Genomic DNA, 13,352 nt, shown 5'->3' with positions numbered 1-13,352 from the left:
CGCCTGCCTTGGCGATGCTACAGGCCTGTCCCCCTCAGGCAACCGCAGCCGGTGTCGTTGGCAAGGCGAAGGGGGTGCCGAACCAGGGCTGCGTCAGGCTCAGACCGGTTGCCTCGGTGCCCTGCAAGAGCGCCATAACCTGACCGCGGTAAACCACCTCGGTACTCTGACCATCGGCAGTTGCACGCACCAGCAGGTTCTCGCCATCGCTGATCGCAGCGTCCTCGCCATCCGGGCCGACCAGCACCAGCACATCCTGAGCAGGGTCAAAGTCTGTGACGACGACAGCATCCTGTTCGGATTGTCCCAGCCCCAGGGCACGCACCACATCATTTCCATTGCCGCCGGTGACGACGTCGCCGTCATTGGCCGTGATGGTATCGTTGCCATTGCCACCGTTCAACGTATCGGCTGCGCCGTCATCCAGTCCGACCCCGGCCGCGCCAGAGGCACCTTCCTGAAACCCGGTGATCCGGTCACTGCCATCATCGCCGTTGGCAACATCGGCGCCATTACCGGTAACGATGACATCGTTGTCATTCCCTCCGTTGATCGTATCATTCCCGTCACCGCCAACCAGCGCGTCGGTACCGTGTCCTCCATTGATCAGATCATTACCGGGATCGCCGCGCACGATGTCGTTGCCGTCGCCGCCATCAATCACATCATCGCCGACCAGACCCCAAAGCGTGTCATTGCCATCCTCGCCGCGCAGTGCATCCACGCCCTCGCCACCGACAAGGAAGTCATCGCCGGTTCCACCTGAGACCGTATCATCATTGCCGAAGGCGCGAACTTCGTCGTCGCCCGGCCCTGCGTCAATGTTATCAGGGCCGCCAGTGCCTGAAATACGGTCATTTCCGCTGGTCCCGTCGATCTGGTTCACGGGTTCAGACGCAAAATTCGCGAACCAGGAGGTATCCGCCGCCAATGCGGCCGCATTTGTATTCTGCAACACGGCGATCAATGTATCTTCAAATAAGATATTCGTGCTGGTACCATCCTGAACGATATCGATGCGGTCATCGTCGGCCTCCAACGACAGGTCCGGTCCCGTGCTCGACGCCATCAACAGCATATCCTCATCCGGGTCAAAGTCCGTGACGGTTACTCCGCCCCCGTCTTCCTGATCGAACCCGATGGTGCGGATCAGATCTGCGCCGGTGCCACCTGTCACCAGATCACCCTTGTTTCCGGTAATGACGTCATCGCCGCTCCCACCGTCAAGCTGGTCCACCAGCAGATCGTCCACGCCCGCCAGCATCCCCTCGCCGACAGGCAGGTTGTAGCCGGTAAGCGTATCCGCACCATTGCCCCCAAAGAGAGAATCCGCGCCGTTACCGGCCTGAAGTACATCATCGCCCTGGTTCCCCAGCAGCGCATCATCGCCCGGTCCGCCCAGCAAGACATCGTCGCCGCCACCGCCACGCATGATGTCGTCCCCATTGTCACCACGCAGGGTATCCGCGCCGTTGCCGCCGTTCATCCGGTCATCGCCGTCGCGGCCCCATAGGGTATCCTCTCCATTGTTCCCCTGCATCGAATCGTCACCGTCGCCACCAACTTCAAGGTCATCGCCGCTGCCGCCGATCAAGGTGTCGTCACCGCCGTAACCGCGCAATTCATCATCACCGCCATGCCCGAGCATCAGGTCATTGGCACCGGTCCCCGTCAGCTTGTCTGGGCCGTCAGTGCCGTTGATTTCATTTTCCGGGTCAACCGGTGGTTCGACAACGGAATCATCATCATTGTCGAAAAGGGTCGCAAGAAGGCCAATTCCAAGCAATGGAAGAAGAAGGTAGGCGAGCATGGCAACAAAGCTCCTGTAATTGCATCAACTATTGAAACAATACCCAATGGCGAAGCCAATGCTATGACTTTCCATCACCAATCCGCGTCAATTGGTGCCTTGGCGGAAACAGTTGCGCCGTCCTTTGGCAAATTACCCAGCAACTTGAAACACTTTACCAATTGTTTACGAGTGTTCCTCGGCTGCTGTGGCCGCCAATGCCCTGTTATAGGCCTTGAGCGCATCTACCTGAAAAAGCGCGCCCAATAGCTCGGGAGGTGCATCGGGCGACAGGGCAACAACCGGGATCAGCGAGGCGCCGCTGGTTTCAAACATCGGCATTGCCGCTTCCAGGGTCGCGCTCCCGTCAATATAGACGCCCGCGTTGATCAGTTCCCAACAGGTCTCTTGGTCTGCTGAATTAGTATCGTCGGGCCTGCGCATGATGCGCGCGACGGTGAACATTGCCAGAAGATAGGCCTGTGGGCCGGCGGCAAGATGGATGCCGCGCCGCTCGATCTGGGTGAGAAAGAAACTGCGGTCAACAAGCCGGCTGGCCAGCGCTGTGGACATGCTTACCGCCACCATCACCGCCATTGCGGTCTGCCAGTCGCCTGTCAATTCGAATACGATCAATGTGGTCGAGATCGGCGCCCCCAATACCGCCGCTGAAACAGCCCCCATGCCGGCAAGGGCATAAAGCGTCGAAGAACCCGACACATCTGGAAACACGCCCGTCGCAATCAGGCCAAATCCCAGCCCTGTCAGTGCACCAATCATCAATGAGGGCGAAAACATGCCGCCGCCCATGCGACCCCCCATGGTAATAGCCACCGCTGTCACCTTGAGGATGGCAAAGACCACCACCTCATGCAGGGTCAGCGCCCCGGTCAAAGCCAGCGACATTGTTTCGTATCCGACGCCGATGATATGCGGGAACCACAGCGCGATGATGCCCAGCATCGCCCCTGCCACTGCGGGGCGCAGCCAGCGGGGCCAACCCGTGAATTTTTCCAGAAAATCGCCAATATCCTCGGCCCAGAAGACGCTGCGCATCAACGCCACGGCCACTGCCCCACAGGTCAGGCCCAATAGAAGAAAGGCAGGAAGCTCTACATAAAACTGCAGATCGCCATAGGTTGGCAGGACAAATTCCGTGACCCCGCCAAATTCAATCCGGTTGATGATAGCCCCCGCAACAGAGGCTATCACAATCGGTGCAAAGGCGTGGACCGCAAAATGGCGCAACACCACCTCAAGGGCGAATAATGCCCCTGCAATCGGCGCATTGAACGATGCCGCCACCGCTGCGGCAACCGCACAGCCCAACAGGTCGCGTCCCGTAATCCCATCCGCATTAATGCGATCGCTGACCCAAGTTGAAACCACGCCGGCAATATGTACCACCGGTCCTTCACGCCCTGACGAGCCCCCAGTGGACAGTGTTATCAAGGAGGCAAAGGCCGATGCAATGCCCGCTTTGATTTCGACCCGACCCTCGTGCATGGCCGCGCCGAGGATCACGTCGCTGACGGTCCTTACCCGCGCATCATTGGTAAAGTGGTGCAGGATCAGGCCAACTGTCAGCCCGCCGAGCGTCGGGATCAGAACAACCCAATACCATTCCAACCCGCTGATAAAGCTGTGAAGTGTATTCACATCTTCCGTGCCGTAGAGCGTTTCCTGCAGGAAATCGATGCCCTTGCGAAACAACAGGGCGGCAAAGCCCGCGGCGACGCCGATGACCAAAGCGATGAACCAAAAGGTGACCTTGCCGGGACCGCGATGGCGGATCACCTGCAATGCATGCTTTAGCGTTTCGACGCTCAAGCCGACCTGATGTGCGATGAATCCGGGCGCGTTCTTGTTTTGAGGCCCCTTTGTCATCAGCCAGCCAGCAACACTTCGGCTGCGGCGCGCGCTGCATCAGTGATGGTATCACCGGCCAGCATCCGCGCCACTTCATCAACCCGTTCCGGCGGCGACAGGGGCACCACGCTTGAGGTGGTGACCCCCTTGGAAACCCCTTTTTGAACCCGCCAGTGATGGGCACCCAGCGCGGCCACTTGCGGGCTGTGCGTCACGACCAGGACCTGCCCGCCACTTGCAAGCGCGGACAGGCGCCGCCCGACAGCATCAGCCGTGGCACCGCCGACGCCGCGGTCGATTTCGTCAAATATCATCGTGATGCCGGATTGCCCCCGCGTGAGACAAACCTTGAGCGCCAACAAGAAACGGCTGAGTTCGCCCCCCGAGGCAATCTTGCCCAATGGACCGGCGGGTGCACCGGGGTTGGTGGCCACCGTGAAACCTACTGCATCGCGCCCTTCTGCACCGGCTTCTTCCAAGGTGATTTGTGTTTCGAAAACCGCCCGCTCCATCTTGAGCGGCGCAAGTTCTCCTGACACGGCCTTGTCCAGTTTCTTGGCTGCATTCTTGCGTGCCGCGCTCAAGGCGGCGGCGGCGTTGTCATAATGCGCTTCGGCTTCCTCAACCGCTTTGGCAAGTGCGATTTCGGCCACTTCGCTGGCATCAAGCGCGTCCAACTTGGCGCGCAACGTCGCACCAAATCCGGCGAGTTCTTCTGGTGAGACATCATGCTTGCGTGCCATTGCGCGGATTGCAAACAGACGCTCTTCTGTCTCTTCCAGTTCCATCGGGTCAAAGGTCATGGCATCCATCGCGCTGGCCACGCCAGTCATCGCTTCGTCCAGTTCCACCATCGCCCGCCCGAGCGCAGCCATTGGGCTCTCCAGTGCTCCTTCCGCCCGCTCTGCCGCACCGTCGAGCCAGCGCAGCGCCTCCCCCAGGCTACCTTCCGCCCCGTTCTGGCCCATCGCTTCATATGCATTTACAACATCGGCGCGGATCTTTTCGGCTGCTTGCATCTGACGACGGCGCGCGTCGAGCAGCGCTTCCTCTCCCTCAGCCGGGTTCAACTTGTCCAGTTCCGCAACGGCATGGCGCAGAAAATCCTCTTCTGCCATGATCGCGGCGCGTTCCTCTGCCGCCCTTGCCGCTGCTTTTCGCGCTGCTCCCAGAGTGGTCCAAGCCTGGCGTACTTTCGCCCGTGCGGCCCCTGTGTCAGCAAAATCATCAAGGATGGCACGATGCCCACGCGGGTTCAAAAGCCCGCGATCGTCGTGCTGCCCGTGCAATTCAACCAGCGTTTCCGACAAGGCCCGCAGCACCTCCCCCGAACAGCGGCGGTCGTTGACCCAGGCCGTCTTACGCCCCTCACTGGTGTTGATCCGTCGCAAGATCAGCTCATCCCCGCAAGGCAGACCCGCCTCTTGCAGGACTGCACGGGCCGGGTGATTGTCGGTGAGATCGAACCATGCCGTAACTTCGCCCTGTGCCGCCCCCTGTCGCACCAGATCGGCACGCCCCCGCCAGCCCAGAACAAAACCAAGGGAATCCAGCAGGATGGATTTACCTGCACCGGTTTCACCGGTGAGCACGTTCAGCCCCGGTTGAAAGCTGAGTTCCAACCGTTCAATGATCAGCATGTCAGAAATATCAAGGCCGCGCAGCATCTGTCTGTCCCGTCGGGTGGGCAAAACCCACCGATTCTAGAGCCACTCGCCTTTGATCGTCTGGCGATACATGGCAGCCAACCAATTGTCCTTGAAGAACGCAGGCTCAAGCCCTTGTCCCGTCAGCAGCCTATAACTGTCCTGATACCATTCGGTTGAGCGGAAGTTGTGGCCAAGTATCGCACCGGCGGTCTGGGCTTCTTTGGTCAGACCCAGCGACAGATAGCTTTCAACCAAGCGGTGCAGCGCCTCGGCAGTGTGGGTTGTGGTCTGGAAATCCTCAACTACGACGCGGAACCGATTGATTGCCGCCGTGTAATGATCGCGGCGCAGGTAATACCGCCCGATTTCCATCTCTTTACCTGCAAGGTGGTCGAAAGCGAGGTCGAATTTCAGGATCGCGGATTTTGCATATTCGCTGTCTGGATAGTTCTCGATCACCGTTCGCAACGACTGCAACGCCTGAAAGGTCAGCCCCTGATCACGGCCTACTTCGTCAATCTGGTCATAATAGCTGAGCGCCAGCAGATATTGCGCATAGGCTGCGTCATCATCAGCCGGATAAAAATCAATGAAACGTTGCGCGGCAGAGCGTGAATTCGGATAATCCTTGTCACGGTGATAGCTGAAGGCCTGCATGATCAAGGCACGTCGGGCCCAATCGGAATAAGGATAAAGCCGTTCGATTTCAGAGAAGTAAAATGCCGCCTCGCCTGCTTGTCGGCGATTCAACTCGTATTCACCACGTTCGAAAATCTGTTCGGCCGAATAGGTTTCAAGCGGAATATCCTGCGGGTTGAAAAGGCTCCCTCCCACCAGTCCCGCGTTGCGATTGCCGCCACATGCGGCAAGGCTGGCCACCACAACAATTGCACCCACCAAACGCTTGCGCGCCGCCAATCCGCCTAACAGCTTTGCCAGTGTTGCCTGTCTTGCCTGCACCATTCGCATCGTCACACCTTTGGTCTTTGCAACCTATCTTGCGCTCTTGCTAGCACATTAATCTGCAATGCAAAACGCCGATTGCAATGCTTCTGACCACGATCCGAACAAATCATCAAGTGCGAACCCGAGCGTCACAGGTACATCCAGCAGCAGAATGGTACAAAAACGGGTTGATTGCCGGCCCCGACAGGCCAAGGCAGAGGGTTATGCGACCTGCGGGACTTCGTCCCACACCAGACCATACCCAGGAAGACGCTGCGCCATGGCGGCATCACATTCAATCAGACGCACCGCGCCAGGTGTTGCAAACAATTTGCGCAACAAGGTGTTGGTGAGCGAATGTCCTGCACGCAGACCGGTATAATGTCCCAGCAATGGTGCCCCTGCCAGAGCCAGATCGCCCAGAGCATCCAGCATCTTGTGACGCACAGGTTCATCCGCGTGGCGCAAGCCGCCGGGGCTGACCACGGTGTCACCGTCAAAGACCACCGCATTTTCGCCAGAGTTCCCGCCCAGCGCAAGGCCATTGGCCTGCATTGCATCAACATCCGCCTGACGACAGAATGTACGACTGTCGCACAATTCACGGGCAAAAGACCCGTTGTTCATCACCAACGACTTGGCCTGATGCCCGATAGCGGCATCGACAAAATCAATTTCAAAATCGATCCGCAACGTATCGGAAGGGGAAATGGTCGCTGTTGCATCGCCTTCGGAGACACTGACAGTCTGCAAAACTTCGAAAGCCATCACAGGCGCGGCAAGCTGGCGAATACCGCGCTGCATGAAACCACGTACAAATGGTACGGCCGATCCATCGAGAATCGGCACTTCCGGACCGTCGATTTCAACCAGAGCGTTATGAATACCGCAGCCCGCGAGCGCCGCCATCAAATGTTCGACGGTCGAAACAGAAAGACCTGCAGCATTTTCAATCTTGGTGCACAATGGCGAACGATTGACCGCATCCCAACGTGCCGGGATCATCCGGTCGCCGACAGAAATGTCAGTCCGGGAAAACCAAATACCATGGTGCATGCCTGCAGGGCGAACTGTAACAGTGGCAGGGGCACCTGAATGCAGGCCTTTGCCGCCGAAACTGATCGGTGATTTGATAGTTGTCTGCACGCATTAACCCCGGTTTCATAGAACATAGTCTAAGTTGAGTATGACCTATGCGCTGCTGTTGCTGCACTCAACTCAAACTTTGCAACCGACTGAAACATGGCTGTAACAAATGGGCACAATGACGCCGATCAGCACCCAATTGCCTGTAATCAAAAGAAAAAGGACCGCCCGAAGGCGGTCCAAATTGTAACGGTTTTGAACGAATTAGTTCGCTTGACGGCGCAGGAATGCCGGGATTTCAATGCGTTCCTGTTCCGGGTCCGGCTCTTGAACCGATTGCGGTGCGGCGGCAACACGTGGTTGCTGCTGCTGGACGGGCGGTTGCTGACGGGCTGGGCGTTGCTGTGACTGGCCCTCACCTTCGGCATGACCTGTCATCCGGTTGATCAGTGAATTGATGCCAAAACGGGGCTTTTCGCCACCCGCCTGACCGCCTGCGGGTCCTTGAGCTGCGGCATCGGGGCGCTGCTGCTGTGGCTGGCTCTGCTCAGCACCGTTGCTTTTCTGGGCTGCGGCACGCAGGCGCGCCAGCGCTTCGGGGGAAGGTGTGCCGGGGGCCGGTGCGCGTGGTGCAACAAAGGAATCCGGTTTTGCTTCGATGTCTTCTTCGCGGCGCGGTTCAAACGCGGCAACCTGCGGCTGATAGGCCGGTGGTGGCAAATCGTCGGCATCCGATGAATCTTCAGCAAAAATATCTTCAGCCTGTTCCTGAGCAGCGACCTTTTGCACATCCATGTCTTCGAACAGGGGTGCCTGCTCTTCTTTCTCTTCAGTGGCAACAGGGGCTGAAACGGAGGCTGCGACTGCCGCGGCGGGAGCATCGGTTGTTTGCTGAGGCAGTGGCTGGCTCATGGAGCGGCGCGGTACTGGCATTTCAGTGTTCACATCCATCGCATCAATACCCGTCGCGACAACGCTGACGCGCATCATGCCGCCGATATCCTCGTCCAATGTGGAGCCGACAATGATGTTCGCCTCTGGATCGACTTCTTCGCGAATGCGGTTGGCCGCCTCGTCAAGCTCGAACAAGGTCAGATCATGGCCACCTGTAATATTGATCAGCACACCCTTGGCACCGCGCAGGCTGATTTCGTCCAGCAGCGGATTCGCGATTGCCTTTTCGGCGGCCTGAACCGCGCGATCTTCGCCCTCGGCCTCACCGGTGCCCATCATCGCCTTGCCCATTTCGTCCATGACAGCGCGCACGTCGGCAAAATCAAGGTTGATCAGGCCGGGACGGACCATAAGATCGGTCACACCCTTCACGCCCTGATAGAGAACATCGTCGGCCATCGAAAAGGCTTCGGTGAATGTTGTCTTTTCATTTGCCAGACGGAACAGATTCTGGTTCGGAATGATGATCAGCGTATCGACAACCTTTTGCAGCGCTTCGACACCCTCTTCGGCCTGACGCATGCGTTTGGCACCTTCGAACTGGAAGGGTTTGGTCACGACACCAACGGTCAGCACACCCAACTCGCGAGCGGCCTGCGCAATGATTGGCGCGGCACCTGTACCGGTGCCCCCACCCATGCCAGCAGTGATAAAGCACATATGTGCACCTGCCAGGTGATCGACGATCTGTTCAATTGATTCTTCGGCAGCAGCGGCCCCAACCGAGGCTCGCGCCCCCGCGCCCAGACCCTCGGTAACCTTGATGCCCAATTGGACGCGGTTTTCCGATTTGGCTTGTTGCAGCGCCTGTGCATCGGTATTGGCGACAACAAAATCAACGCCATCCAGTTGTTTTTCGATCATATTATTGACCGCATTACCACCGGCACCACCAACACCAAAAACGGTGATCCGTGGCTTTAGGTCTTCTTGACCGGGCATCGAAAGATTAAGTGTCATGTGCTGTCCGCCTGTTGATTTAGCCCACGTCCCACGGGCACTTTACGTCATATATTTACGTGACATTAACGGCACAGAACCACAACGTCACCCTAAAAACACTATTTTGACACCAAATATGGCGATTTCTACACCCAATTCACGCGATATTTCGCCTAGAGGTATAAATCTAGGGCAACCTCGACAGTTGACCACAAGACGAACAGCATCGGACGCCGCAAGGCGGCGCAGAAACGACTCAGTAATTTAACGTGGCCTGCTCGACCCGCGCCCGCTTGTTTGATTGGCCTTATGGTGACCGTAGCGATTGCAGGAAAGATACGACAATCTACACGTGCTGTCACGCAGAATTGCCATATGATCCAGTATGTATTCACACAGTTCAAAGATGAACCCTGAGACCATTCGGAACAAGCAACCCCATGAGAACCGTTCACATAGAAAATGATTATGCCGTGGCTCCCGAACGCCTATGGGCGGTTGCGACGAGTTACGATGCCCTTGCCGAAATCATGCAAGGGCTCACTGTCTTCCAGGGATTGCCGTCAGGCAGAGCCAGAACCGGTCAGAAACTGGAAATCATGGTCTCCTTGTTCGGCAGATTGCCCGCTCAGCCCTATGTCATAGAAATATTGGAATGCGACGATGACCGGAGGGTCATGCAGGCGTCTGAACAGGGCGCAGGTGTCAAAAGTTGGCATCATACCCTGTCGGTAACAGAAACTGCTACCGGCAGCCGATTAAGCGATCATATCCAGATCGAAGCGGGGCTGCTCACCCCTGTATTCGTTCTATGGGCGAGATACCTCTACCAAGCGCGCCACAAGCCGCGGGAAAAACTCCTGCAATCCTGGCAATACTAAAGCACAAGATACGGCAAAGACCTGGCGTCCCCGCCGCCGGGTTGCAAACAGGGTGAGGCGGATTACCAGTTATCCTTGAACCACTTCACCGCCCGCTTCAGTGACCGCGACGGATATTTGTCGGCTGGAATATCAAAGTCCCACCATTCGTCCTGCGGATGCGCTGCGAACAGGGACAGACCCACGGCGGAGGCAAAGCTTGGCCCTGTCGCTGCTTGCGGCAAGCCATGCACGCGCAAGGGGCGCCCCAGGCGCACCTGCTGGCCCAGAATCTTGCTGGCCAGACCATCCAAACCGGGGATCTGGCTGCCCCCCCCTGTCAGAACGATTTGCTGGCTTGGCAAATGATCAAAGCCCGCTGCATCCAGACGCACGCGGACTTCTTCCAAAATCTCTTCGACCCGGGGCCGCATGATGCCGATCAGTTCCGCGCGGCTGGCGGTGCGTCGGTCGTGTTCGTAGTCTCCGGTATCGCGACCAATCTCGATCATTTCGCGATCGTCCATGCCCGTCGCATGCACACCCCCATAGAAGGTCTTGATCCGCTCTGCATTCGCGGTCGGCACTTGCAGTCCCAGCGAAATGTCCTGTGTCACATGATCACCGCCCATGCGCACCGTGTCCGCATAGATCATGTGTTTCTTGATAAAGATCGAAACGCCCGTCGTTCCGCCCCCCATGTCGATACAGGCGGCACCCAACTCCTGTTCATCCTCGACCAGCGAGGAAATGCCGGAGGCATAAGCGGAGGATGCAATGCCCGCCAGTTCCAGGTCGCAGCGCTTGATACAATGGGCGAGATGCTGCACGGCGGGGGCATCAACGGTCAGCATGTGCATGTCAACCGACAAGGATTGTCCCATCTGCCCGCGCGGGTCTGACAGACCCGAACGGTGATCCAGTGCAAAGTTCACCGGCTGGGCATGCAGTACTTCGCGTCCTTCGCCGTATTCGGGCACATCACATTCAGCAAGCACACGGGCCACGTCATCCTCGGTCACGGTTTCGCCATCCAGGTCGATATGGGCATCCAGCCCATAACTGCGCGGTTCCGCTCCTGAGAAACATGCAATCACCTGATCCACTCGGATCCCGGCCATTTTCTGTGCGGCCTGCAACGCAGTGCGGATCGCCCGTTCCGTTTCCCCCATGGCGTTGATCTCGCCGTATCTCACCCCACGCGAACGGGTTGTCGCCGCCCCGATCACCCGAAAACCCGACTGACCGGCCAAGGATCCTATCGTGCCTTCTTCGCCTGTCAAATCTCCGCCATCAAAGCGCAATACCAGACAGGCAATCTTGGAACTGCCCACATCCAGAATCGCCACGACTCCGCGTTGCATGGCGACCTTGCGCATATGACGCATTGATCGCTGGCTTTGGTATAGATCGTTCATCATCGCTTTGCCTTCACTGCCCGGCTGTTTACCAGCCTTTATTTTATTTTGACCTGCCACCAGGCTTCATTCGCTTCCGGGTTCATCCGGATCGTTGGACGCTGGCTATGCCGCATATCCACCATGATCACATCGCGGCTCAGCACCTCCTGGGCGCGCTCGAGGGCGATGACCCGCTCAAGGGCGGGCAAGGGTTGATCCTCGGGGAGCAGGATCCGCTGTTCGCGGTCCAACACGACATCCCACCGTCTGTCCCCCATGCGTACGACACCACGCACCCGATCACCCAGAGCATCCGCCGCATGTATCAAGGTCAGCGCCTCGGGGACGTGACGTGCGGCCCCCTCTCCTGCAATCAACGGCAAGTCTGGAAAATCGGCACGGGCATTTACATCAGCGACATAGGCGCCGCCCGCATCAAGCAGCACCAACCCGTCGTCATTGCGCCATATGGCCACGGGAATCCGCCGCACAACGTCCACATGCAGGATGCCACCGGGCTTGATGCGTACATTGGCAGTGCGCACACCGGACAAGGCCGTGATCTTGCTGCGCAACTCGGAAAGATCCAGATCGAAGGAGCTTTGTGGAAACTCCAGCGGCAGAACATTGCGGATTTCTGCGGCCAAGGCCCCCTCGGCACCGTCGATCGCCATCAACTTGACCATAAATTCCGGTCGTTCCTCGATGCTTGCACGTGCATCGGCAACAGCCTGAGTGATTGCGTTGCGCCGCCCTTCATCCGACAGGTAAATCGTCCCTGCCATGAGGGTCAGACAAAACGGCACCCCTGCCCGCAAGGCAAGACGGAAACCAGGTGTCAGCATCAACCGTTGCATCCGCCAGGCCCAGCGTGAAGGTGCCGGGTCGGACTTCATCGGCTTTTTGCGCATGATCAACGATCGCATGAGGCATCCTCTACCATCCAGGCACAGAGATCCGGGAAGGATACGCCACAGAACTGACCTTGTTCCGGCGAAAGCGACGTCGCCGTCATGCCCGGCTGGGTATTGGTCTCCAGCAGGAACAGACCAGCCGCGCCGCGCGTTTCATCCCAACGGAAATCTGTACGGCTGATGCCGCGGCAGCCCAATGCACGATGCGCGGTCAATGCGTACTTCATGCACAAATCGAACAATTCCCGGGGAATATCGGCGGGTAAAACGTGCGCAGACCCACCTTCTTTGTACTTTGCGTCATAATCATACCAGCCGGTGGTAATGATGTCCGTTACAGTCAGGGCACGGTCGCCCATCACGGATGCGGTCAATTCGCGCCCTGGTACAAAAGCCTCGACCATGACTTCATCGGGCATGCTGTCCTCCAATTGCGGTGGCCCGTTGGCGACTTCGTTCACCAAATAGACACCGACTGAGGATCCTTCGTTGCTCGGCTTGACCACATAGGGTGGCGGCATCACATGCCCTGCCCGCACATCCGATGCTGCAGCGATAACACTGTCAACAACGGGCAAACCATGCGCACGATAGACTTCTTTGGTGCGTTGTTTGTCCATGGCCAGCGCCGAAGCCAGCACACCGGAGTGACTGTAGGGAATGCGCATCCACTCAAGCAAACCCTGCACACAGCCATCTTCGCCCCAACGACCATGCAGGCAGTTCAGGACGGCATCCGGTTTCAATTCCGTTAAAACGGCACAAAGGTCGGGGCCTGCGTCGACCTCGACCACTTTATACCCGCCTTTTTCCCGCAGCGCGGCTGCACAGGCCCTACCTGAACTCAACGACACCTCGCGCTCAGCCGAGGGACCGCCCATTAACACCGCTACTGTCGGGGTTTGCCTGCTCGACTTACCCACTATTACTGCCTTTACCCGGAC

At 58.0% G+C, this 13,352-nt stretch carries 10 protein-coding genes; 1 reads left to right on the top strand and 9 read right to left on the bottom strand.

Annotated features, from left to right (window positions below; genetic code table 11):
- Nucleotides 1–34: 34 nt before the first annotated feature.
- The 6 genes from OS190_RS07240 to ftsZ form a co-directional block, all read right to left on the bottom strand.
- A complete protein-coding gene (locus OS190_RS07240) occupies nucleotides 35–1,810 on the bottom strand; it encodes a calcium-binding protein (RefSeq protein WP_267157986.1) in 1,776 nt (591 codons plus the stop codon).
- A 165-nt stretch (nucleotides 1,811–1,975) separates the two neighbouring features.
- Nucleotides 1,976–3,676 (bottom strand): chloride channel protein, encoded by a 1,701-nt coding sequence (locus OS190_RS07235; protein WP_267157985.1) that lies wholly within the window; start codon nucleotides 3,674–3,676, stop codon nucleotides 1,976–1,978.
- Nucleotides 3,676–5,325 carry a DNA repair protein RecN gene (gene recN / locus OS190_RS07230; RefSeq protein WP_267157984.1) on the bottom strand — a complete coding sequence of 550 codons (1,650 nt, stop codon included), beginning with the start codon at nucleotides 5,323–5,325 and terminating at the stop codon, nucleotides 3,676–3,678. The genes OS190_RS07235 and recN overlap by 1 nt, the downstream gene beginning before the upstream one ends.
- A 36-nt stretch (nucleotides 5,326–5,361) precedes the next feature.
- Nucleotides 5,362–6,270, bottom strand: a complete 909-nt coding sequence (locus OS190_RS07225; RefSeq protein ID WP_267158323.1) for an outer membrane protein assembly factor BamD — start codon at nucleotides 6,268–6,270, stop codon at nucleotides 5,362–5,364.
- 204 nt (nucleotides 6,271–6,474) lie between these two features.
- Nucleotides 6,475–7,398, bottom strand: coding sequence for a UDP-3-O-acyl-N-acetylglucosamine deacetylase (lpxC, locus tag OS190_RS07220; protein ID WP_267157983.1), 924 nt, complete (start codon nucleotides 7,396–7,398; stop codon nucleotides 6,475–6,477).
- Nucleotides 7,399–7,602: 204 nt separating this feature from the next.
- A complete protein-coding gene (ftsZ, locus tag OS190_RS07215) occupies nucleotides 7,603–9,252 on the bottom strand; it encodes a cell division protein FtsZ (protein WP_267157982.1) in 1,650 nt (549 codons plus the stop codon).
- Nucleotides 9,253–9,674: 422 nt separating this feature from the next.
- Here ftsZ and OS190_RS07210 point away from each other — a divergent pair, with 422 nt between their 5' ends.
- Nucleotides 9,675–10,115: an Rv1443c family protein gene (locus OS190_RS07210; protein ID WP_267157981.1), complete on the top strand. Its 441-nt coding sequence runs from the start codon at nucleotides 9,675–9,677 to the stop codon at nucleotides 10,113–10,115.
- A 62-nt stretch (nucleotides 10,116–10,177) separates the two neighbouring features.
- Here OS190_RS07210 and ftsA read toward each other — a convergent pair whose 3' ends face one another.
- The 3 genes from ftsA to OS190_RS07195 are packed head-to-tail and all read right to left on the bottom strand — an operon-like array spanning nucleotide 10,178 to nucleotide 13,289.
- Nucleotides 10,178–11,512: a cell division protein FtsA gene (gene ftsA, locus OS190_RS07205; RefSeq protein WP_267158322.1), complete on the bottom strand. Its 1,335-nt coding sequence runs from the start codon at nucleotides 11,510–11,512 to the stop codon at nucleotides 10,178–10,180.
- 38 nt (nucleotides 11,513–11,550) lie between these two features.
- On the bottom strand, nucleotides 11,551–12,420 hold the full coding sequence (locus tag OS190_RS07200) for a cell division protein FtsQ/DivIB (protein ID WP_267157980.1): 870 nt from the start codon (nucleotides 12,418–12,420) through the stop codon (nucleotides 11,551–11,553).
- Complete coding sequence (locus tag OS190_RS07195) at nucleotides 12,408–13,289, bottom strand: D-alanine--D-alanine ligase (protein WP_267158321.1); 882 nt, start codon at nucleotides 13,287–13,289, stop codon at nucleotides 12,408–12,410. The genes OS190_RS07200 and OS190_RS07195 overlap by 13 nt, the downstream gene beginning before the upstream one ends.
- Nucleotides 13,290–13,352 lie beyond the last annotated feature (63 nt).

Source organism: Sulfitobacter sp. F26204 (assembly GCF_026410305.1).
Classification (GTDB): domain Bacteria; phylum Pseudomonadota; class Alphaproteobacteria; order Rhodobacterales; family Rhodobacteraceae; genus Sulfitobacter.
The sequence above is the reverse complement of the archived record's forward strand: the minus strand, read 5'-3'. Positions and strand labels throughout refer to the sequence as shown.

Excerpts from the sequence above, each read along its gene's own strand:
- OS190_RS07225 (WP_267158323.1), bottom strand. The coding sequence starts at position 6,270 with ATGGTGCAGGCAAGACAGGCAACACTGGCAAAGCTGTTAGGCGGATTG.
- ftsA (WP_267158322.1), bottom strand. The coding sequence starts at position 11,512 with ATGAACGATCTATACCAAAGCCAGCGATCAATGCGTCATATGCGCAAG.
- OS190_RS07195 (WP_267158321.1), bottom strand. The coding sequence starts at position 13,289 with ATGGGCGGTCCCTCGGCTGAGCGCGAGGTGTCGTTGAGTTCAGGTAGG.
- ftsZ (WP_267157982.1), bottom strand. The coding sequence starts at position 9,252 with ATGACACTTAATCTTTCGATGCCCGGTCAAGAAGACCTAAAGCCACGG.
- OS190_RS07200 (WP_267157980.1), bottom strand. The coding sequence starts at position 12,420 with ATGCGATCGTTGATCATGCGCAAAAAGCCGATGAAGTCCGACCCGGCA.
- OS190_RS07235 (WP_267157985.1), bottom strand. The coding sequence starts at position 3,676 with ATGACAAAGGGGCCTCAAAACAAGAACGCGCCCGGATTCATCGCACAT.
- OS190_RS07210 (WP_267157981.1), top strand. The coding sequence starts at position 9,675 with ATGAGAACCGTTCACATAGAAAATGATTATGCCGTGGCTCCCGAACGC.
- recN (WP_267157984.1), bottom strand. The coding sequence starts at position 5,325 with ATGCTGCGCGGCCTTGATATTTCTGACATGCTGATCATTGAACGGTTG.
- OS190_RS07240 (WP_267157986.1), bottom strand. The coding sequence starts at position 1,810 with ATGCTCGCCTACCTTCTTCTTCCATTGCTTGGAATTGGCCTTCTTGCG.